The organism is Haemophilus parahaemolyticus, assembly GCF_018373095.1.
GTDB classification, from domain to species: Bacteria; Pseudomonadota; Gammaproteobacteria; order Enterobacterales; family Pasteurellaceae; genus Haemophilus_A; species Haemophilus_A parahaemolyticus_A.
In genome coordinates this window covers 1-21,061 of record NZ_JAHAHT010000025.1, presented here as the reverse complement: position 1 = coordinate 21,061, position 21,061 = coordinate 1, and the positions used below count along the sequence as shown (strand labels likewise).

The following is a 21,061-nucleotide window of genomic DNA, read 5'->3' as shown; positions in this document are numbered from 1 at the left end:
GAGCATTGAGTGAATCAGCAATAGAGCGACCCGTTGGGCATAGACTTTCATCGTAAACAGGTTAAATTTTGGATGAAACCCGCGGGCTTTCATTGCCATATCCATTTTTTGATTGAGCTCCGCCAGCAGAGAAATATAACGCACGCTTAAAATAAACAGATGAATCAGCTTTGTCGGTAGTGGCAGTTTAGCGATCGCTTGCACTAAAAGAGTGTCAGTAACGTGGTGCAAAAACAGCCAAACCGACAACACAATCAGATTCATTCGAAGTGTAATCAAAATCGCGAGATTTATCCCATTTTCATTCCAGTTCATCCCATTTTCGCCTATTTTCCAGCTTAAAGTTGCCCACAGTAGCACAGAAAACAAGTTGAACTTCAGCCAGCGTTTCAGCAAATGTTTCGGCTGATGGCTATGCAAAAAGCTGACTGCAAACAGCACACAAGCGGTTAAAATTGCCAGTAGTTTTACCGATGTCAGGCTACTGACAATCACACCAAACAGACAAGCATAAACTATGCGATAGTGTGGCTCTAACCATTTATTCACAACGCAACGCCTCGGGCATCATTTTAGCAAGCGTCAATAGCACGCCCACGCTAATCAAACTATCGACCACAAACACGGGCAAGTGCGAGACGATAAGTAGCCCAATGAGATCGACATACTGCTTGCCACCGTCCATCGCCAGTACCAGAGAGGCAATCAGAGCTGAACCACCAACACCCAGCACACCCGCCAAAATACCTGTGGAAATTAACCGCTTACGAGTAAGTTCTCTTAGTAGCGGTCGGCTCAAATAATGCACTACCAACGCAGGCAACGCCATAATGCAGAGGTTCACGCCTAACACGGAGAAACCGCCGAAGGAGAAGAGCAAAGCTTGCAACACCAAAGCAATCAAAAAGGCTGGAAACACCGCCCAACCGAGGAAAATGCCTGCCACGCCATTTAAAATCAAGTGCACGCTACCGATGCCTACGGGAATGTGAATGGTACTTGCCACAAAAAAAGCTGCGGCAAAGAGTGCAGTGAGAGACAAACGGTCGGATTGCAGCCGTTTTAAGCCAAGTGCAATGCCCGCCACCGCTACAGCAGCCCCAACAATCAAGGTTTGACTGTGCAACACGCCTTCAGATAAATGCATTATTGCCCCTTCCTTGTTTTGAGCAGAGCAACCGTCCCGAAAATACCGAGAATATAACCAATACCACCGAAAATATCTCGCCAGTAGATCTTATCTCGAAGCTGAGAGATCTCTTCTCGCAATAGTTGAATTTCTTGGCTAGAAACCGCTTGAGCCTGCATTTTCGTTACTTGCGTTTCCGCTCGATGCCCTTCCATTCCCTCAATAATCACGTTGAATGTGCCTTCTTGATTAAACGGCAAATTGAACCGTCCTTCACGGTCGGTTTTACCATAAACCACAGGATCAGTTTCGCCCTGTTTCACCGCCTCCACATAAGTATCCACTGCAGGAGTCTGGTCGGAATAATATGCCTTACCCGAAATCGCCATGCCATCATATTGGGCAGTAATGTGCAACGCATGGGCAAAAGTATTAGCAGAAAAAAATAGAAAAATGACCGCTTGTAAGAGTTTGTTTATCATCGACTTTATAGAATTATGGTACATCAAAGGTCAGCATATATTCATAAGAACGGTCAGAATAATCAGGATTGCCAGCCACTTTTTCCTCAAATTCCGCCCACACTTTATTAAAACCTTGAGTTGGCGTGAACGTCGCAATGCCTTGTGCATTGGAAAGGTTAAACGGCTGATCTTCGCCTAAACCGACTTTAATTCCCTCTACAGGTTTACCGTGATGCAACACCAAAATTTGCATCGGTTTGCCCGCTTCTGGTTTAGCGAGCGGCACTAATTCGTAGGCTTGATCGTGCGGTTTAAAGGCTTGTTCGCCCCAGTTTAAAATCGCTTTACCAAGCTTCATTGGGTTAATCGAAAATTCTGCCGTTGGCGCTTCTTTTTTTGTTTTCTCAACATATTTACCACTTGGCAATTTCGACCATACACCGTTGTTAAATTCGAGGAAAACCATATCGCCATTAGCAATCTGCACACTCGCCTCTCCTTTCTCCCCTGCTGTTTTTTGGAAATAAGGCGATAAGTCCGACCGCTTGCCTTGCGCATCAATTTGTTGAACGTGAGTTAATTTAGAAAGCGGATAAGGCTCGGTAGTTTCGTGTCCGAATTTGATGGCATATTGATTGCCTGAGATGGATTCCAGCCAAATGTTGTGGGCGGAAGCGAAAGAAGAAAAAAGGATTGTAGAGATTAAGGAGAATTGTGCCAATTTCATACGATAAGTCCTGCATAATAAAACTGGAGGGGATTGTACCTTAATTTTTCTAATCTTTTAAATTAAATATTTTAATCATTAAAACAAATTCGATTGATAAAACACAAGCGGTCTAAATTTGTATTTTCCCACAAATTTAGACCGCTTATTTTTTGCATTTATCTTAAAGCAAAATACTACCAATTAACGCAATAATAAAACCAACAACACCGATGGACGTTTCTAATGCTGTCCACGTTTTTAAGGTGGTTTTGGTGTCCATTTCAAGGAAGCGGCTCATCAACCAGAAGCCTGAATCGTTCACGTGAGAAAGCACGGTTGCACCTGATGCAATGGCAATTACGATAAAGCAGCGATCGAATTGACTTAAATCCGTTGATGCGGCAACGGTTGGAGCAACTAATGCTGCAGCGGTGGTTAAGGCTACGGTTGCAGAACCTTGTGCCACACGCATTGCAACGGCAATGATAAAGGCAGCGATAATAATAGGCATCCCTGTGTTCGATAATAAATTCGAGATTTCATCACCAATACCACTTGCACGCAAGACACCACCGAACATTCCACCAGCCCCTGTAACCAAGATAATTGAACAGATTGGACCGAGAGCGCTGTTACAGAGATTTTCAATTTGTTCATCGCTGCGATCGCCTTTTAATAATACGATGGCAACCAATAAAGTAATTAATAATGCTACTGGCGTTTTACCGATTAAACGCAAGCTTTCCACCCAAAGGGCTGAGCCATCAATGACTTTTGCGACAGAAAGTGTGTTTAACCCTGTATCAAACAAAATCAAGCCAATCGGTAATAAAAGCACCAATAATACTCTGCTGAAAGAAGGGGGCGTTTGCACTGAGGTTTCGGTAATCGCGGCGGTATTTAAGAACGATTTCGGTAATTCAACAAAAACGCGTGCACTAATAAATTTACTGAACAAATAGGTGCCGATATACCAAGTTGGAATGGCGCAAACTAAACCTACAATTACCATCAACCCCATATTTACGCCCAATAAATCGCCTGATGCCACAGGGCCTGGATGCGGCGGTAAGAAAGCGTGCATGACGGCAAATGCCCCTGCGACAGGGAAGGCATAACGTAATAATGAGCCACCAAATTGTTTTGCGACGCTAAAGACGATAGGCAACATCACAACTAAACCTGCATCAAAGAAAATCGGAAATCCAAAGAGAAGTGCCGCAATACCTAAGGCGAATGGTGCTTTTTCTTCGCCAAATTTATTGATGAGCGTATCTGCCAACACTTTGGCACCGCCTGTAATTTCCAGTAAGCGACCGATCATTGCCCCTAAACCGACTAACAATGCCACAGAAGCCAGTGTATTGCCAAAGCCTGTGAGCAACGTTGGAACAATTTTATCAATGGAAATACCTGCAGCTAATGCGGTGAGCAAACTCACCATTAACAATGCGACAAATGCGTGGACCTTGAACTTCATGATAAGCACTAATAAAGCAACGATCGCAAGCACCATAATGAGAATTAACATAACAACCTCTTTCATTTAAATTGTTACCAATAACATAAAGATAAAAACCCTGAAAGTAAAGGCAAAGTTCAAGTCAATATTGAAAAATGAGAGAAAGATCACAAAAATTAAAGTTACCGATAACATTTTCATCAAAATTTGTTATGCTAAAAGAAAACGGAGAGGAATATGCAAGCAGGACAAAGTTTTATTTTGATGGGCGTATCGAGCACAGGGAAAACGACTATTGGACTAGAAGTAGCTCGTCGTTTACAAATTAAGTTAATTGATGGTGATGATTTACATCCAAGAGCGAATATTGTCAAAATGGGACAAGGGCAGCCGTTAAACGATGCCGATCGCCAACCGTGGCTCACGCGGATTAACGATGCCGCATTTAGTATTGAGCAGAAAAATGAGATTGGGATTATCGTCTGCTCTGCGTTAAAAAAAGCCTATCGCGATCAAATTCGAGCGGATAATAATAAAGTCAGATTTCTCTTTTTACATGGCGATTTTGATTTGGTGTTATCACGCATGCAGCAACGCAAAGGGCATTTTATGAAAACGGAAATGTTAAAAAGCCAATTTGCGACCCTTGAGATTCCCGATGAAAGCGAGCCAGATGTCACCTTTATTGATATTAGTGGCAGCTTTGAATCGGTAGTTGAAGCCTGTTGCCAAGCGATTTTAGCCAGCTAAATGGTTTCTCCTAAATGAATTTGGTAGCCTAAATCAAGATAATCCGCCACGGGTTGCTGTTGAAGCTGTGATAAGAGTTGTTGAGCAGCAATCTTCCCTATCTCAAAACGTGGGGTAATGACGCTGGCTAATTGTGGCGTAAAGGCTTGTCCAACATCTAAGCCATGAAAGCCCGCTATCGCCATTTGTGTTGGCACAGAAATGCCCAAACGCTGACATTCAAATAATGCACCAATCGCCAAATCGTCGTTAGTGCAGAAAATGCCATCTATTTCAGGATAGGTTTCTAACGCTAAATGCAATAACTCCGCCCCTAAGCTAAATGACGAGGAACGTTCTGTCGCCAATGTTCTTGGGGTTAAATGGTGTTTTCGCATCGCCTGTTCGTAACCTAATTTTTTCAGCTGTGTTCGTCTATCCATTCTTGCCGCAAAATAGACGATATGTTGATACCCGCGTGCAATCATCGCCTCAACCATCTCTTGGGCTGCAAAAATATTGTGAAATCCGACTGCTTGCCCTACGCCTTTTTCGCTAGTATCCATAATTTCAATCACGGGAATATCCGCGATTTCAAGCATGCGTAAGGTTCGGGGGCTATGTTGCGTTTCCGATAAAATAATGCCGTCAATATGGTAAGAGAGCAGCGATTCTAACCGCTGTTCTTCTTTCTCTTGATTATAACCATAATGCGCCAGCATAGTTTGATACCCAGCTTCATCGGTCACCGATTCAATGCCTCGCAATACTTCTGCAAATACACTATTCGTCAAAGAAGGCAGCAAGACGCCAATTGAACGGCTTTTAGCATTCGAGAGCAATTCAGGTGCACGATTACGGATATACCCCACCTGATCAATGGCTTGAGCGATCTTTTTGCCCGTTTCAGCTGACACCGTTTTTGGATCGCGTAAATAACGGCTCACGGTCATTTTAGTGATGCCAAGTTGATCGGCTATATCTTGTAAGGTGGGACGTTTGTGTTTAGACATAATGAAAGCTAATTATTTATTCTTCGCCAACACCACCAAATGGCGCTCGCCCACAAGTTCTGGTATGTCGAGTTTAAACACCTCAAGCACTTCAACGGGTTTTGTGATTTCAGCCACTTCTTCGGTTTGGTATTGTCCTTTTAGGGCGTAAAAACGACCGCTCGCGTTTGGCAAGTGGTAGCACCAATTGACCATATCATTGAGGCTGGCAAAAGCTCGGCTGAGTACGCCGTCGAATTGCTGAGCTTGGAACTCTTCCACACGGCTAAGCACTGGGGTTACGTTACTGAGCTTAAGTTCACGCACTGCATTTTTGATAAAAGTAATGCGTTTGCCTAAGCTATCAAGCAGTGTGAATTGTTTATCAGGATTGATGATTGCTAGCGGAATCCCTGGCAAGCCAGGCCCTGTACCAACATCAATAAATTGATTACCTTCAAGATACTGGCTGACCACAAGGCTGTCCATAATATGCTTGACTAACATCTCTTCAGGATCACGCACAGAGGTAAGATTATACGCTTTATTCCATTTATCTAAAAGTTTAACAAAATCAATCAGTTGTTGTTTTTGTTGTTTACTAATTTCAATCTTTGTTTGGTTTAACAAGCGGTCTAATTTTTCGTTCATTTTGTTTTATCCTAATGTTTTATCTCTATATCACTATGAAAAATAATACTGAACAATTTTATCTATATTACACAAAATGCCTTTTCTTTATTTGGGTATTCTAACTTTTAGGATGTTATCTATGCTCACTATATTTCATTTTTTATATAGGAACTTTATTTCATTAACATGTTCTAATTAACTACCTATAAAAAATTATGGGTAATTAATAAAGAGGATTTTATAATGAAATTTGTTAAATTTTTACCAGCACTTGCTACCGTTATTATCGCATTACCTACCTATGCAAAAGCAGCCCCAATGGTAACAGATAAAACGGTCGTTTATTCTTGCAATAAAAAAACTGTCACTGCGGTATATCAATTTGAAAACCAAGAACCAACGGGTGCAATGGTTAGTATCGGTAACAAAATTATCGCAAAAAATTTCACTCGTGATAAATCACAATCAGATTTTACGAGCTTTACTTCAGGTAAGTATGTGTGGAATGTTGATAGCGGTTTAACTTTAGACACGTTTGATTCTGTTTTCCCAGTTAATCTAGTTCAGAAAGGTAAAAATAGCGACCAAATCATCATAAAAAACTGCGATATCAATGCTGAAGCTACTAAAAAAGCAAATCTATAATTTTTGATTAGATTAGTCTTCATCTTAGCCCTACTTATTTGTAGGGCTTTTTATTGCAAGACTTAGACTTTATCCAAACTTTACTTCTCACTTATAGTTCACCACGTTTAAGCATACCTTGTTTTTTCAGATTCACGAGCAGAATAGAAATTGCTGCTGGCGTGATTCCTGAAATGCGACTTGCTTGACCAATCGTCACCGGGCGATGTTGCATCAATTTTGCTCGTACTTCGTTCGATAAACTTTCCACTTTGTCGTAATCAAATTCCGCTGGGATCGAGGTATTTTCGTGGCGTTTATGACGTTCGATCTCTTGATATTGATGTTCAATGTAGCCTTGATATTTGATCGAAATTTCAACTTGTTCAGCTGCCTCTTTATCTTCAATAGCAGGTGCAAATGGGGCAATTTGAGTCAAACGCTCATAGCTCATTTCTGGACGACGAATTAAATCTTCACCACTTGCTTCACGCGTTAATGGGCTGTTAAGCATCGCATTTAGCTCATCTAAATTCGCCATTTGCACATGTGCCCAAGTCTGTTTTAAACGACTATGCTCTTTTTCAATGTTTTCCATTTTTTCATTGAAACGAGCCCAACGAGCATCATCAATCAAGCCTAAATCATGTGCTATTGGCGTTAAACGCATATCGGCATTATCTTCACGCAATAATAAACGATATTCAGCACGAGAGGTAAACACACGGTATGGCTCTTTGGTGCCAAGCGTACAGAGATCATCCACCAATACGCCTGTGTAAGCTAAATCACGCGTTGGATACCAAGCCTCTTTACCTTGCACTTGAAGTGCAGCATTAATACCAGCTAATAAACCTTGTGCGGCGGCTTCTTCGTAACCTGTGGTGCCGTTGATTTGCCCTGCAAAGAATAAACCTTCCACCGCTTTAGTTTCAAGCGTTGGTTTAAGATCGCGAGGGTCAAAATAATCGTATTCAATCGCATAACCTGGTTTGATGATCCGCACATTCTCTAAGCCTTTCATTGAGTGAACGATCCCCATTTGTACGTCGAATGGTAAGCTGGTTGAGATCCCGTTTGGATAGACTTCAATCGTACTTAGACCTTCTGGTTCAAGGTAAATTTGGTGACTATTACGATCGCTAAAACGCATTACTTTATCTTCAATAGATGGACAATAACGAGGACCAACGCCTTCAATAACGCCGGTATACATCGGACTACGATCCAGGCTATTTCGGATTAAATCGTGCGTCTGTTCATTGGTATGCGTGATATAACAAGGAATTTGGCGAGGGTGTAAATCAACGCTTCCCATAAACGACATGACGGGCAATTGTGCATCACCATGCTGTTTTGCTAAGACATCAAAATTGATGGTACGAGCATCTAAACGCGGTGGCGTTCCTGTTTTTAAGCGATCAACACGTAAGTTTAGATCGCGTAAACGCTGTGCTAAGGTAGTTGCCGCAGGATCGCCTGCCCGACCGCCTTCGTAGTTATCCAAACCGATGTGGATCTTACCCGCTAAAAAAGTGCCTGCAGTTAAAATGACGCTACGGGCTTTAAAGGTTAATCCCATTTTGGTTACTGCACCGCAAGCACGGTTATTTTCGATTAAAATATCAACAACTTCTTGTTGGAAAATATCTAAATTTGGCTGATTTTCAAGTGTGGTTCGGATGGCTTGGCGGTAAAGCACACGGTCTGCTTGTGCTCGGGTTGCACGCACCGCTGGACCTTTTGAACTATTTAAGGTACGAAATTGGATCCCGGCTTTATCGGTTGCCAATGCCATAATCCCGCCCATGGCATCGATCTCCTTAACCAAATGTCCTTTACCAATCCCACCAATCGCAGGGTTACACGACATCTGCCCTAAGGTATCTACATTATGCGTTAAAAGTAAGGTTTTTAGTCCCATCCGAGCGGGTGCAAGGGCAGCTTCGGTACCCGCATGACCGCCACCAACAACGATCACATCATAAATTTCATTGTAAATCATATCTAACCTATTTTTATTTTATCTGTATTAAGGATGATCATTTTACCTTAAAATCAAATGATCAGGAAAAGCATTTTTGATCACAACATGGACCAGAGAACGATCACGACTGAGATCTTGTAAACGCTAATACTATAAAAGATCTTTATATAAAGAGATCTTTACTATTATAATTATTAGCAGAACTCATTTTTGCGGATAAACCTATTTTTTCACGTTAGATCAATAAGTTAAAGACGATCAAAACCTTTTAAGATCGTCTTTTTAAAGAAAGAATATGTTGTGGATAATTATAGTGGTTATCCACAAGGAAAATTTTATTAAAAGTTACTTAAATAAAGATCTCACCTTATTCCGGATTTAATCACAAAGTTATCCACAATAGGGTTGTCACGCTTTTAATGTTTATTTGCTGATTTTTTATCTTATTACGCATCATCATATTTAGATAACGGGTTAATTTATGATAAATCGAACTTCTCTTTGCCCTTGCCAATCAGGCAAACCTTATTTTGATTGCTGCCAGCCTTTCCATTTAAATCAAACTGTTCCTGATACAGCGGAAAAACTGATGCGTTCCCGTTATACGGCTTATACGCAGGTCAATATTCCTTATATTGTGGAAACTACCGTACCTGCTCAACAGGCATTGTTAGATCAGACATCAATGCAACTATGGGGCGAGGAAACAGATTGGGAGGGCTTGGAAATTATTACACATCAACCATTTGTATCGAAAATGCATAGCTTGGTGGAATTTAAAGCCTCTTTTAATACAGAATCAGGCGTGGATACTCACTATGAACATTCGCTTTTTGTGTTGATTGAAGGGCGTTGGTATTTTGTTGATCCAACAGTGCCTTTGCCTAGCCAAAAGCAGCCGTGCGTATGCGGTTCGGATAAGAAATTTAAGCATTGTTGTGGGGCTTGGCTATAACTTATTCCTTTTAGTTATTTGCAAGCGGTCTAATTTGCCCGTACATTCGCACAAAAGTTATTTTGTTTAAAACTAAGGATTTTATTATGTTAAAAAAATTATCTGTTATCGCATTAACCACCTTAGCATTAGCCACTTCGACTGTCGCATCTGCAAAAGATAGCTTATTAGATCGTATTAACCAAAAAGGTACGATTACTGTGGGTACAGAAGGGACTTATGCTCCTTTTACCTATCATGATGAAAGTGGCAAATTAACAGGCTACGATGTGGAAGTAACCCGTGCGGTCGCGGAAAAATTAGGTATAAAAGTTGAATTTAAAGAGACCAATTGGGATTCTATGTTGGCAGGCTTAAAAGCAGGTCGTTTTGATTTAGTGGCAAACCAAGTGGCATTGACAACCCCTGAACGCCAAGCAATTTTTGATAAATCTGAGGCTTATAACTGGTCTGGTGCTGTTTTAGTTGCGCCGAAAACAGAAACACGTATTCAAAAAATTGAAGATGTAAAAGGTTTACGTGCAGCACAATCCCTTACTTCAAATTATGGCGAATTAGCACGTAAATATGAAGCAGTACTTGTTCCAGTAGATGGCTTAGCACAAAGTATTAAAGTGATTGAAACCAAACGTGCAGATTTCACTTTTAACGATTCATTGGCTATCTTAGATTACATCAAGAAAAACCCAAAATCAGATTTAAAAATCTTCTGGGAATCAGATGATAAAGTCGGGGCAGGTTTAGTAGTTGATAAAGGAAATGACGAGGCGTTAAGCAAAATTAGCAAAGCGATTGTTGAACTTCGTAACGAAGGTAAATTAAAAGCGTTAGGTGAACAATTCTTTGGGCGTGATGTGAGCGTGAAATAATTGTACTTAGCATAGAAAAACAAGCGGTCTGAATCAGCAAAACTTTTGCAAAATCAGACCGCTTGTTATTTATTTTTTATCAAACCCCTTTCTTTCTTCTGCGGTTCTCGCTATGCTAATAGCTCGCTCTTTGCAGCGAACCTCACGCTAAAATATAGCAAGTTATGTTTATTTTAAGGGTCTTACAATGAAGAAAATGCTTCTTGCCTCTCTAGTGGCAACAGGTTTTGCCTACGCAAACCAACCTCAAACGTTTACTAATCCAAACACTACACTTCATACTTACGAATTCACCAACACTTACGATCTTGTTGTGCCGAAAGGGGCGTCTGGACAAACTAATTTATGGGTGCCATTGCCGTTTGACAGCGATTATCAAACCGTAAAATCAATAGAGTTTGAAGGGAATTACGACAAAGCATTTATTACTGAAAATAACCAATACGGTGCGAAAACACTTTATGCAAACTGGAATGACAAAGCTGAAAAACGCTTGTTAAAAGTGAAAATGGTGGTGCAAACCCAAGATCGTGAATATGGTAAAACAGGGGCGTTAAGCCAGTATCAAATGCCTGAAAAAATTGAATATAGTATCGATGTTCAGCCATATTTAAAAGCGACCGATCATATTAAAATTGACGGCATTGTGAAAGAAACAGCGGATAAAATCGTTGGGAACGAGACTAATCCACTCAAAAAAGCTGAGCTTATTCATCAATGGATCGTCAAAAATATGGAACGCGATAATAGTGTGCTAGGCTGTGGTGATGGCGATGTGGAAAAAATTCTGACCACAGGTGTGTTAAAAGGCAAATGCACCGACATTAATTCTGTCTTTGTAGCATTGGCTCGAGCGGTAAACATTCCTGCACGTGAAATTTTCGGAATTCGCTTAGGTGCTGCGCCGAAAATGTCTGCTTATTCCGCAACCGCATTCGGAAGTGCTAAAGATGGCGTAGCGAACGTAAATGGTGGACAACATTGCAGAGCAGAATTTTATCTTGCAGGTTTTGGCTGGGTGCCTGTCGATTCAGCGGATGTGGCAAAAATGCGTCTAGCAGAGAAAAAATCGGTGGAAGATAAAGAGACACAAGCGGTTGCTAATTATCTATTTGGCAACTGGGAAGCAAACTGGGTTGGATTTAATCATGCACGTGATTTTGCCCTTTACCCAACGCCAGAACTTACTCCGCTTAACAACTTTGGCTATCCGTATGCAGAAGTGGGCGGTGAGCCGTTAAATTCATTCGATGCCAAAGAGTTTGGTTATGAATTTATCTCTAAAGAAATCAAATAATCGTTTTATTGCAACTTGTGTCACTGCAGTCGTCGCTGCGGTGACTTCAAGCCTTTGCTGCATTGCACCGCTGATTTATCTGCTGTTTGGCGTTTCCTCCACGTGGCTTATCGAATTAAATCAATTTGATTTTTTACGCATCCCAATGTTGGTGCTTTCGCTTGCGGCATTTAGTTACGGCTTCTGGCTCTTGGTTTTCTCGAAAAAAATCATCTGCACCCGATATTTATCACGCCGTACCTTAATAGTGCTTTATTGGCTGGTGTTTGCCGTTATCCTTTTCTTTTTATTTTATCCAACATTTTTACCTTGGATTTTGGAACAGGTGGAATAAATGAAATCTCTACTTTTGGCTGTAAGCCTTGCATTCGCGACTATTTCTGCAAACCAATCAATGGCGACTGAAACCACGCAAACCCAATCGCAACGCGAGGTGATGTTAAGTGTGCCTGAAATGAACTGCCAACTTTGTATTTATTTGGTAAATCGTGAATTACGCTCCATTGATGGAGTGATTTCAACCAAAGCCAATATGAAAGAACGCAACGTAAAAGTGGTTGCAAAACCTGAAGTGAGCAATGAACAACTTATTCAAGCGATTGAAAAGTTGCATTACACTGCTAAAGTGATGTGATATGGAAAAGGCAAGCGGTCGAATTCGCAAAATCAAACGCAAATCCGACCGCTTGTTTTTCTATATCGTAACAATTCGTTAATCTCCCCTTGCAACCCCGCCAATTTTCCTTACAATCGGGAAAAATAATTTTTTTAAGGATTTTCCGTGTTAGAAACTTTATTACTTCAAATTCCGTTTATGGATGAAGGTCGTGTAAAGCTGGTTATTGATGCTTTTTGGCCGATGGTGGAAGCGGCGGTGTTGGTCTCTATTCCGTTGGCGATTGCTTCTTTTATTATCGGGATGATTTTAGCAGTGGGTGTGGCGTTAATTCGTGTAACGCCTGTAAATGGCGTGTTGCATCGAATTGCGTTGGCGATTGTGAAGGTGTACATCTCGATTATTCGTGGTACGCCAATGTTGGTGCAAATTTCGGTAGTGTTCTATGGCTTGCCGGCGATTGGGGTATTTATTGACCCAATTCCCGCGGCGATTATCGGCTTCTCACTCAATATAGGGGCGTATGCGTCGGAAACGGTGCGTGCAGCGATTTCTTCTGTGCCGAAAGGGCAGTGGGAAGCAGGATATACGATCGGGATGACTTATATGCAAACCTTCCGCCGTATAATTACTCCGCAAGCAATTCGCGTGGCAGTTCCGCCGTTGAGTAATACTTTCATCGGCTTATTTAAAGATACTTCGCTGGCTTCGGTAGTAACCGTAACGGAGATGTTCCGCGTGGCTCAACAAATGGCAAATATGTCGTATGATTTCTTGCCCGTTTATATTGAAGCGGGTGTGATTTATTGGTGCTTCTGTTGGGTGCTGTTTCTCATTCAAGCAAAATTAGAAACCCGTTTTAACCGTTTTGTTGCAAAATAAGGAAAAATGATGATCGAGATTAAAAATATCCATAAAACATTTGGCAACAATACGATTTTGCGTGGTATTGACCTGAATATTCAAAAAGGGCAAGTGGTCGTGATTTTAGGGCCTTCAGGTTCGGGCAAGACGACGTTTTTGCGTTGTCTGAATGCACTAGAAATGCCTGAGCAAGGTACAATTAAATTCGAGAATGAGCAACCACTAGCGGTTGATTTTGGGGCGAATCCTGCCAAAAAATCAATTCTTGCTTTACGACGTAAGTCGGGTATGGTCTTCCAAAATTACAATCTTTTTCCGCATAAAACAGCGGTAGAAAATGTGATGGAAGGTCCTGTATTTGTGCAAGGAAAGTCAGTTGCACAAGCTAAACAAGAAGCAATGGCGTTGTTGGCGAAAGTGGGGTTAGCGGATAAAGCCGAGCTCTATCCATATCAACTTTCGGGCGGGCAACAGCAACGTGTGGGGATTGCCCGTGCGTTGGCAATTCAGCCTGAACTGATGCTGTTTGATGAGCCCACTTCGGCTCTTGACCCAGAACTTGTACAAGATGTGTTGAACACAATGAAAGAGTTGGCGAATGAAGGCTGTACGATGGTGGTGGTCACACACGAGATCAAGTTCGCCTTAGACGTTGCTGATGTGGTTGTGGTGATGGATGGCGGGGAGATTGTAGAACAAGGTTCGCCGAAAGTGTTATTTGAAAATCCGCAACACGAACGTACTAAACGGTTCTTACATCAAATTCGGGATCATTAATCTTTTAGATTAGTCTTTTGCGTTAGATCATAGAATTTTTAATCTGCGTTTGACCCACTAACTAATTAGTATTAAAGTTATATCCACTTTTAAAAAAAGGGATATGTTATGAAAAACGAAAAACCAATTGAATGCACAGGTTGCAACACTTTTGATGTCGGTTCTATTTTAGATAATAGCGAAGTGACGGCTCAAGTTGAGCGTGTTTATGGCTCTGAAGCGGAAGCTCAAGAAGCATTAGCCCGTTTAAATGCAAAAGCAAAAGAGGTTGATGAAGGCTATCAAGTAGAAAGTCAAATCAATGCAGTAGAAGGTGGTTTCAAACTTGATGCGAACTTTACCTTTAGTTGTCAAGCTGAAGTGGTCATTTTCCAATTAGGCACGCGTGCAATTTAATTTTTAGATAAAGCGAGAATTTATTTCTCGCTTTTTCATCTTTTATTTTTCTGTTTCAAATAAGTTAATCTTTTACAAAAAATCAAAAAAAGTAATTACTTGTAATTATTTTAAAACATAAAAAAATTAAAAAAGGAACTTTTTAACTAAATTTTAACAAAACGCAATTTTCTTCCCCTTTTTTAGTATGATTTTTGTTGAAACTCAACAATGGTAGCGTATAATTCGGTAGATTTTTCTGAATGAACAAACAAAATAAAAAGGAACGCCAATGTCGGCTGTGATCAATCGAGCCAAACAGCGTTATATCAAAGCGATAAAATGGGAAGCTACAATTATTTTTTTTAGTTTCTTTGCCGTGATTGCTGTGCAATCCGAGCTTAATTTTTCGTGTTTAGCGGGGGCAATTTCAAGTTTTTTACCGCATTGCGTGTTTGTTTACTGGATTTTCTTTAAATCAGCAAAATTTCAACAAAAAATGACCGCTTTCTACTGGGGCGAGGGAATGAAATGGTTGATGACGATTGTGTTAATCATTCTGAGTTTTATATTACTTCCTGTGTTAAAAGTGCTGTTTTTCTTTGCTGGTTATTTTGTGGCATTACTGTTAAATATCGTGTTACCCGTAGTGCTCGAACGGCATACAACCTAGTTTTTATATTTTTATCAAGGATAAATTATGGCTGGAAATACCGCTGAATATATTGGTCACCACCTTACGTTTGCAACCACAGGTGAAGGCTTTTGGAATGTGCATTTAGATACGTTATTTTTTTCTATCGTATCCGCCCTGATTTTCTTATTTGTATTTCGCAAAGTGGCAAAAAGTGCAACGACGGGCGTGCCAAGTAAGTTGCAATGTTTTGTGGAAATGGTGGTCGAATGGGTGGATGGGTTAGTGAAAGATAACCTTCACGCATCACACCATATTCGTCATAAAGTTGCTGCATTAGCATTAACCATTTTTTGTTGGGTTTTTGTGATGAATGCTATCGACTTAGTTCCTGTTGATTTTCTTCCTCAATTCGCTGGATTGTTCGGTGTTCACTATTTACGTGCGGTACCAACGGCAGATATTAGTGCAACACTGGGTATGTCAATTTGTGTGTTTGCCTTAATTCTCTTCTATACAGTGAAATCAAAAGGTTTTAGTGGTTTGGCAAAAGAATATACGCTTCACCCTTTTAATCACTGGGCATTTATTCCTGTTAACTTCATTCTTGAAAGCGTAACATTATTAGCAAAACCGATTTCATTAGCGTTCCGTCTATTCGGTAATATGTATGCAGGTGAGTTAATCTTCATCTTAATTGCAGTAATGTATATGGCGGACAATTTTGCATTGCAAGCATTGGGCATTCCATTGCATTTAGTTTGGGCAATTTTCCATATTTTGGTTATTACACTCCAAGCCTTTATCTTTATGATGCTAACGATTGTTTACTTGAGTATCGCTTATAACAAAGCGGATCATTAAACGAACCCATAAGCGGTGGAATTTTAGTGAAATTTTGCAAAAATTAGACCGCTTGTATTTTTCTTTAACTTAAACAAAACCCTAGCCGTTAGGCTAATTCCTCAATCTTTTAATGGAGAACATTATGGAATCAGTAATCACAGCAACTATTATTGGTGCATCAATTTTATTAGCTTTCGCAGCACTTGGTACTGCAATTGGCTTCGCACTTTTAGGTGGCAAATTTTTAGAGTCTTCTGCTCGTCAACCTGAGTTAGCAAGCAGCTTACAAACTAAAATGTTCATCGTTGCTGGTCTTTTAGATGCTATCGCAATGATCGCTGTTGGTATCGCATTATTATTCATCTTCGCAAACCCATTTATTGGTTTATTAGGCTAATCCCTATAAATAATAGGCGTTACCTTCGGGTAATTTAACTAACTTTATAGGAGGCGTTGTGAACTTAAATGCAACACTAATTGGTCAACTTATTGCATTCGTCCTTTTTGTGGCGTTCTGTATGAAATATGTGTGGCCACCGCTTATTAAAGCGATTGAAGAGCGTCAAGCAAACATTGCTAACGCTTTGGCATCAGCGGAAAAAGCGAAACAAGAGCAAGCAGATTCAAAAGCTGAAGCTGATAAAGAAATCCTTAAAGCCAAAGAAGAAGCTCAAAAAATTATTGATTTAGCAACGAAAAGACGTAATGAGATTTTGGAATCTGTACAAGCAGAAGCTGAAGTAGAACGTCAGCGTATTATTGAGCAAGGTTACGAAGAAGTAGAAAGCCAACGTAAACGAGTTCAAGAAGAGCTTCGGCAAAAAGTGGCTGCATTGGCAGTGGCTGGTGCAGAGAAAATTGTTGGTCGCTCAGTGGATAGTGCGGCAAACAATGACATTATTGATAAGCTAGTTGCAGAACTATAATAAGGTGGGGCAGATGTCAGAATTCAGTACAGTAGCTCGCCCCTACGCTAAAGCAGCTTTTGATTTTGCTTTAGAGCAAGGTCAGTTGGATAAATGGCAAGCAATGTTACAGTTTTCAGCCCTTGTTGCTGAAAATGAGCAGGTGGAAGAGTACATCAGCGGTGCGCTTGCAAGCGGTCAAATTGCAGATTTCTTTTGCAATATCTGTGGCGACCAACTTGACCAATATGGGCAAAATTTCATTCGTGTGATGGCTGAAAACAGACGTTTAGCTGTTTTACCAACCGTTTATGCACAATATCTTGCATTGCGTGCAGAACATGAAGCAGTAAAAGACGTTTTAGTGGTTTCAGCAACCGAATTAAGTCAAGCACAAACCGATAAAATCGTGAAAGCGATGGAGAAACGCTTAGGTCAGAAAGTGCGTTTAACGAGCCAAATTGATACATCGTTAATTGCGGGCGTTATCATCCAATATGATGATGTCGTGATTGATGGTAGTAGCCGTGGTCAGTTAGAACGATTAAGCCAAGCGTTGAGCTTGTAAGAGGAATAAAAAATGCAACTAAATTCAACTGAAATTAGTGAATTGATTAAAAAACGAATTGCCCAGTTTAATGTGGCGAGCGATGCTCAAAGCACAGGGACAATCGTTTCAGTAAGCGATGGTATTATTCGTATTCACGGTCTTGCAGATGTGATGCAAGGTGAAATGATCGAATTACCAGGTGGCCGCTACGCTATCGCATTGAACTTAGAACGTGATTCAGTGGGTGCGGTAGTAATGGGACCTTATGCAGACTTAGCAGAAGGTATGACGGTAAAATGTACAGGTCGTATCTTAGAAGTACCAGTAGGTCGTGGTTTATTAGGTCGTGTGGTAAACACTTTAGGTCAACCAATTGATGGTAAAGGCGAAGTAGAACATGATGGCTTCTCACCCGTTGAAGTGATTGCACCAGGTGTAATTGACCGTCAATCGGTAGATCAACCCGTACAAACAGGTTATAAAGCCGTGGACTCAATGGTGCCAATTGGTCGTGGTCAGCGTGAGTTGATCATCGGTGACCGTCAAACAGGTAAAACCGCATTAGCAATTGATGCAATCATTGCACAAAAAGATTCAGGCATTAAATGTATCTATGTGGCAATTGGTCAAAAAGCATCAACTATCGCAAACGTGGTGCGTAAATTAGAAGAACACGGTGCATTAGCAAACACAATCGTGGTTGTGGCTTCAGCATCAGAATCAGCGGCATTGCAATACCTTGCACCATACTCTGGTTGTGCAATGGGTGAATACTTCCGTGACCGTGGTGAAGATGCGTTGATCGTGTACGATGATTTATCAAAACAAGCGGTTGCTTACCGTCAAATTTCATTGTTATTACGTCGTCCACCAGGTCGTGAAGCATTCCCAGGGGATGTATTCTACCTACACTCTCGTTTACTTGAGCGTGCAGCACGCGTAAATGCAGATTATGTTGAGCGTTTCACAAACGGTGCGGTAAAAGGTCAAACAGGCTCATTAACTGCATTACCAATTATCGAAACCCAAGCGGGTGACGTTTCTGCGTTCGTTCCAACCAACGTAATTTCGATTACCGATGGTCAGATTTTCTTAGAGTCAAGCCTATTTAACTCAGGTATCCGCCCTGCGGTAAACCCTGGTATCTCGGTTTCTCGTGTAGGTTCTGCAGCACAAACAAAAGCGATCAAAAAATTATCAGGTGGTATCCGTACTGCGTTGGCACAATACCGTGAATTAGCAGCGTTCGCACAGTTTGCATCAGACTTAGACGATGCAACACGCAAACAGCTTTCACATGGTCAAAAAGTAACTGAATTGTTAAAACAAAAACAATTCGCACCAATGCCAGTGAGCGAACAAGCGTTAGTGTTATTCGCCGCTGAATTTGGTTACTTAGATGATGTTGAGTTAGAGCGTATCGGTTCATTTGAATCCGCTTTATTAGCTTATGCTAATAGCAACCACGCTGATTTTATGAAGGATTTAGCAAAATCTGGCGATTACAATGACGCAATCAAAGATCAATTAAAAGCCATTGTTGAAAACTTCAAACAAAACGGTGCGTGGTAATCACAGTTAGCGGAGAAAAATTATGGCAGGTGCTAAAGAGATAAGAACCAAAATTGCGAGTGTTCGTAATACGCAAAAAATTACGAAAGCAATGGAAATGGTGGCAACCTCTAAAATGCGTAAAACGCAAGAGCGTATGGCAGCAAGTCGCCCTTATTCTGAAACGATTCGTAAGGTGATCAGCCATATTGCGAAAGGTAACATTGGTTATCAGCACCCGTTTTTAACCCCTCGTGAGATTAAGAAAGTCGGTTATTTAATCGTTTCAACAGACCGTGGCTTATGTGGCGGTCTGAATATCAACTTATTTAAAGCCACTTTAAATGAGTTTAAAGCGTGGAAAGATAAAGACGTAAGTGTCGAGCTAGGCATTGTTGGTTCAAAAGGTGTCGGTTTTTTCCAAAACATTGGCTTAAACATTAAAGCACAAGTTACAGGCTTAGGCGATAAACCAGAAATGGAAAATATCGTAGGCTTAGTAAATGGTATGATCAACGCTTACCGTGAAGGTGAAGTTGATGCGGTGTATATCGCCTATAACCGTTTTGAAAATACGATGTCGCAAAAACCAGTTGTTGCACAATTACTTCCATTACCGCAGTTAGACGATGACGAATTAGACAGCAAAGGTTCGTGGGATTACCTCTATGAGCCGAATCCGCAAGTGTTGTTAGACACTTTGCTCGTTCGTTATGTAGAAACACAGGTATATCAAGCAATCGTCGATAACTTGGCATCAGAACAAGCCGCTCGAATGGTAGCAATGAAAGCCGCAACAGATAATGCGGGAACACTGATTGACGAATTACAATTAGTGTACAACAAAGCTCGCCAAGCAAGCATTACAAATGAATTAAATGAAATTGTTGCGGGCGCTGCAGCAATTTAAACGTGAAAGAGGAACGGTAATGGCAACAGGAAAAATTGTACAAATCATCGGTGCGGTGATTGACGTTGAATTCCCACAAGATGCAGTACCAAAAGTATATGATGCGTTAAAAGTTGAATCAGGTTTAACGCTTGAAGTTCAACAACAATTAGGCGGTGGCTTAGTGCGCTGTATCGCATTAGGTACGTCTGATGGTTTAAAACGTGGCTTAAAAGTAGAAAATACAGGCAACCCAATTGAAGTGCCAGTGGGCACTAAAACGCTTGGTCGTATTATGAACGTATTGGGTGAGCCGATTGACGAAAAAGGTCCTATCGGTGAAGAAGCACGTTGGGCAATCCACCGTGCAGCACCAAGCTACGAAGAGCAATCAAACAGCACGGAATTACTCGAAACTGGTATCAAAGTTATCGACTTAATCTGCCCATTCGCAAAAGGGGGTAAAGTTGGTTTATTTGGTGGTGCGGGTGTAGGTAAAACCGTAAATATGATGGAGTTAATCCGTAACATCGCGATCGAACACTCTGGTTACTCTGTATTCGCAGGGGTAGGTGAGCGTACTCGTGAAGGTAACGACTTTTACCACGAAATGACAGACTCTAACGTATTAGATAAAGTATCGTTAGTGTATGGTCAAATGAACGAACCACCAGGTAACCGTTTACGCGTAGCTTTAACAGGCTTAACCATGGCAGAAAAATTCCGTGATGAAGGTCGTGACGTATTATTCTTCGTAGATAACATCTATCGTTATACCCTAGCAGGTACGGAAGTGTCAGCACTTCTCGGTCGTATGCCATCTGCGGTAGGTTATCAGCCAACCTTGGCAGAAGAAATGGGTGTGTTACAAGAGCGTATCACCTCAACCAAAACAGGTTCTATCACCTCGGTGCAAGCGGTTTACGTTCCTGCCGATGACTTAACTGACCCATCGCCAGCAACAACCTTCGCTCACTTAGACTCAACTGTCGTATTAAGTCGTAATATCGCTTCTCTTGGTATCTACCCAGCGGTGGATCCATTAGACTCAACTTCACGCCAATTAGACCCATTAGTGGTAGGCGAAGAACACTATAATGTAGCACGCGGTGTACAAGGTACATTACAACGTTATAAAGAGTTAAAAGATATCATCGCAATTCTTGGTATGGATGAATTATCTGAAGACGATAAATTGGTGGTA

26 protein-coding genes are annotated in these 21,061 nt (G+C 41.0%); 18 read left to right on the top strand and 8 right to left on the bottom strand.

Annotated elements, in window-relative coordinates; translation table 11 throughout:
* From KH943_RS04340 to KH943_RS04320, 5 genes are all read right to left on the bottom strand, one after another.
* A partial coding sequence (locus tag KH943_RS04340; protein ID WP_304108119.1) for an energy-coupling factor transporter transmembrane component T family protein occupies positions 1–549 on the bottom strand: 549 nt, incomplete at its 3' end.
* Entirely contained in the window at positions 542–1,147 is a 606-nt protein-coding gene (gene cbiM / locus KH943_RS04335; RefSeq protein WP_304108117.1) for a cobalt transporter CbiM, read from the bottom strand. The genes KH943_RS04340 and cbiM, both read right to left, overlap by 8 nt.
* Complete coding sequence (locus KH943_RS04330) at positions 1,147–1,611, bottom strand: carboxypeptidase regulatory-like domain-containing protein (protein ID WP_304108114.1); 465 nt, start codon at positions 1,609–1,611, stop codon at positions 1,147–1,149. The genes cbiM and KH943_RS04330 overlap by 1 nt, the downstream gene beginning before the upstream one ends.
* Before the next feature lie 13 nt (positions 1,612–1,624).
* Entirely contained in the window at positions 1,625–2,320 is a 696-nt protein-coding gene (locus KH943_RS04325; protein ID WP_304108113.1) for a DUF4198 domain-containing protein, read from the bottom strand.
* 163 nt (positions 2,321–2,483) lie between these two features.
* Entirely contained in the window at positions 2,484–3,833 is a 1,350-nt protein-coding gene (locus KH943_RS04320) for a GntP family permease (protein ID WP_304108110.1), read from the bottom strand.
* A gap of 168 nt (positions 3,834–4,001) precedes the next feature.
* On the opposite strand from KH943_RS04320, the gene KH943_RS04315 reads away from it, so the two are divergent.
* Positions 4,002–4,514 carry a gluconokinase gene (locus KH943_RS04315; RefSeq protein ID WP_304108107.1) on the top strand — a complete coding sequence of 171 codons (513 nt, stop codon included), beginning with the start codon at positions 4,002–4,004 and terminating at the stop codon, positions 4,512–4,514.
* On the opposite strand, the gene gntR is transcribed toward KH943_RS04315, so the two are convergent.
* Both gntR and rsmG read right to left on the bottom strand, forming a co-directional pair.
* Positions 4,511–5,506, bottom strand: a complete 996-nt coding sequence (gntR, locus tag KH943_RS04310; RefSeq protein WP_304108104.1) for a gluconate operon transcriptional repressor GntR — start codon at positions 5,504–5,506, stop codon at positions 4,511–4,513. The two genes, KH943_RS04315 and gntR, sit on opposite strands and share 4 nt — an antisense overlap.
* 12 nt (positions 5,507–5,518) lie before the next feature.
* A complete protein-coding gene (gene rsmG / locus KH943_RS04305; RefSeq protein ID WP_304108101.1) occupies positions 5,519–6,136 on the bottom strand; it encodes a 16S rRNA (guanine(527)-N(7))-methyltransferase RsmG in 618 nt (205 codons plus the stop codon).
* 225 nt (positions 6,137–6,361) lie between these two features.
* Here rsmG and KH943_RS04300 point away from each other — a divergent pair, with 225 nt between their 5' ends.
* Positions 6,362–6,763, top strand: a complete 402-nt coding sequence (locus KH943_RS04300; RefSeq protein WP_281772498.1) for a hypothetical protein — start codon at positions 6,362–6,364, stop codon at positions 6,761–6,763.
* 91 nt (positions 6,764–6,854) lie between these two features.
* Here KH943_RS04300 and mnmG read toward each other — a convergent pair whose 3' ends face one another.
* Positions 6,855–8,747, bottom strand: a complete 1,893-nt coding sequence (gene mnmG / locus KH943_RS04295; RefSeq protein ID WP_304108098.1) for a tRNA uridine-5-carboxymethylaminomethyl(34) synthesis enzyme MnmG — start codon at positions 8,745–8,747, stop codon at positions 6,855–6,857.
* A 463-nt stretch (positions 8,748–9,210) separates the two neighbouring features.
* On the opposite strand from mnmG, the gene KH943_RS04290 reads away from it, so the two are divergent.
* The 16 genes from KH943_RS04290 to atpD form a co-directional block, all read left to right on the top strand.
* A complete protein-coding gene (locus KH943_RS04290; RefSeq protein ID WP_304108095.1) occupies positions 9,211–9,684 on the top strand; it encodes a YchJ family protein in 474 nt (157 codons plus the stop codon).
* A gap of 86 nt (positions 9,685–9,770) precedes the next feature.
* Positions 9,771–10,553, top strand: a complete 783-nt coding sequence (locus KH943_RS04285; protein WP_304108092.1) for an amino acid ABC transporter substrate-binding protein — start codon at positions 9,771–9,773, stop codon at positions 10,551–10,553.
* A gap of 187 nt (positions 10,554–10,740) precedes the next feature.
* Positions 10,741–11,850, top strand: coding sequence for a transglutaminase-like domain-containing protein (locus KH943_RS04280; RefSeq protein WP_304108090.1), 1,110 nt, complete (start codon positions 10,741–10,743; stop codon positions 11,848–11,850).
* Entirely contained in the window at positions 11,822–12,184 is a 363-nt protein-coding gene (locus KH943_RS04275; RefSeq protein WP_304108087.1) for a mercuric transporter MerT family protein, read from the top strand. The genes KH943_RS04280 and KH943_RS04275 overlap by 29 nt, the downstream gene beginning before the upstream one ends.
* Complete coding sequence (locus KH943_RS04270; RefSeq protein WP_304108084.1) at positions 12,185–12,484, top strand: heavy-metal-associated domain-containing protein; 300 nt, start codon at positions 12,185–12,187, stop codon at positions 12,482–12,484.
* Between the two features lie 147 nt (positions 12,485–12,631).
* Positions 12,632–13,348, top strand: a complete 717-nt coding sequence (locus KH943_RS04265; protein ID WP_304108081.1) for an amino acid ABC transporter permease — start codon at positions 12,632–12,634, stop codon at positions 13,346–13,348.
* 9 nt (positions 13,349–13,357) lie between these two features.
* Positions 13,358–14,107, top strand: coding sequence for an amino acid ABC transporter ATP-binding protein (locus KH943_RS04260; RefSeq protein WP_304108122.1), 750 nt, complete (start codon positions 13,358–13,360; stop codon positions 14,105–14,107).
* Positions 14,108–14,215: 108 nt separating this feature from the next.
* Positions 14,216–14,503 carry a YfcZ/YiiS family protein gene (locus tag KH943_RS04255; RefSeq protein ID WP_005706598.1) on the top strand — a complete coding sequence of 96 codons (288 nt, stop codon included), beginning with the start codon at positions 14,216–14,218 and terminating at the stop codon, positions 14,501–14,503.
* Positions 14,504–14,774: 271 nt separating this feature from the next.
* Positions 14,775–15,155 carry an ATP synthase subunit I gene (locus tag KH943_RS04250; protein ID WP_304108077.1) on the top strand — a complete coding sequence of 127 codons (381 nt, stop codon included), beginning with the start codon at positions 14,775–14,777 and terminating at the stop codon, positions 15,153–15,155.
* Between the two features lie 27 nt (positions 15,156–15,182).
* Positions 15,183–15,980, top strand: coding sequence for a F0F1 ATP synthase subunit A (gene atpB / locus KH943_RS04245; RefSeq protein WP_005707603.1), 798 nt, complete (start codon positions 15,183–15,185; stop codon positions 15,978–15,980).
* Between the two features lie 124 nt (positions 15,981–16,104).
* Positions 16,105–16,359, top strand: a complete 255-nt coding sequence (gene atpE, locus KH943_RS04240; RefSeq protein WP_005706613.1) for a F0F1 ATP synthase subunit C — start codon at positions 16,105–16,107, stop codon at positions 16,357–16,359.
* 58 nt (positions 16,360–16,417) lie between these two features.
* Positions 16,418–16,888 carry a F0F1 ATP synthase subunit B gene (gene atpF / locus KH943_RS04235; protein WP_005706594.1) on the top strand — a complete coding sequence of 157 codons (471 nt, stop codon included), beginning with the start codon at positions 16,418–16,420 and terminating at the stop codon, positions 16,886–16,888.
* 13 nt (positions 16,889–16,901) lie between these two features.
* Positions 16,902–17,435, top strand: coding sequence for a F0F1 ATP synthase subunit delta (gene atpH / locus KH943_RS04230; RefSeq protein ID WP_304108067.1), 534 nt, complete (start codon positions 16,902–16,904; stop codon positions 17,433–17,435).
* A 12-nt stretch (positions 17,436–17,447) separates the two neighbouring features.
* Positions 17,448–18,989 carry a F0F1 ATP synthase subunit alpha gene (gene atpA / locus KH943_RS04225; RefSeq protein ID WP_304108064.1) on the top strand — a complete coding sequence of 514 codons (1,542 nt, stop codon included), beginning with the start codon at positions 17,448–17,450 and terminating at the stop codon, positions 18,987–18,989.
* A gap of 22 nt (positions 18,990–19,011) precedes the next feature.
* Positions 19,012–19,878 (top strand): F0F1 ATP synthase subunit gamma, encoded by an 867-nt coding sequence (atpG, locus tag KH943_RS04220; protein WP_111313286.1) that lies wholly within the window; start codon positions 19,012–19,014, stop codon positions 19,876–19,878.
* 19 nt (positions 19,879–19,897) lie between these two features.
* A partial coding sequence (gene atpD, locus KH943_RS04215) for a F0F1 ATP synthase subunit beta (protein WP_304108062.1) occupies positions 19,898–21,061 on the top strand: 1,164 nt, incomplete at its 3' end.